This is a genomic window from Cellulomonas sp. GbtcB1 (assembly GCF_019091725.1).
GTDB lineage: Bacteria > Actinomycetota > Actinomycetes > Actinomycetales > Cellulomonadaceae > Cellulomonas.
Genome location: NZ_JAGXJG010000150.1, coordinates 1 through 485 on the forward strand (window position 1 = coordinate 1; position 485 = coordinate 485).

At 83.7% G+C, this 485-nt stretch carries 1 pseudogene; it reads left to right on the forward strand.

Annotated features, from left to right (window positions below):
• Positions 1–164: 164 nt before the first annotated feature.
• Positions 165–485 (forward strand): annotated as a pseudogene (locus KVT14_RS20115) (hypothetical protein); the annotation flags it as partial.

Below are 485 nucleotides of genomic sequence, written 5' to 3' on the forward strand. Positions count from 1 at the left end.
GCCGCGGCCGTCCCGGGTCCGGCGCGCACCGCCGCGGCGCTGCTCCGGACCGTGCGCGCCCCCCGGAGCGCCCTCGACGCCGCCGTGTACGCGGCCCTGGTGACCGCGGGCCGGGTGCGCGCGCGGCGCGGCTCGGGCTGGGAGCGCGACGAGAGCAGCCGGCGGTGACCGCCCCGACGCGCGCGGGCGCCGCTCGGGACGCCGTCACCTTCGGCTACCTCGTCCCCGAGTTCCCGGGGCAGACCCACGCGTTCTTCTGGCGCGAGGTCGCGGCGCTGGAGCGCGCCGGGGCCCGGGCGGTCCTGCTCTCCACGCGCCGTCCCCCGCGGCCCGCCGCGCACCCGTGGGCCGCCGCGGCGACCGCCCGCACGACGTACCTGGCCGACCCGTCCCCGCGGGCGCTGGCGACCGCGACCGCGGTGCTCGTCCGGGCGACGGCCGCGGGGCGGGCGCCGGGCGTCCTGCGGGAGGCCCGGGCAGCGGCG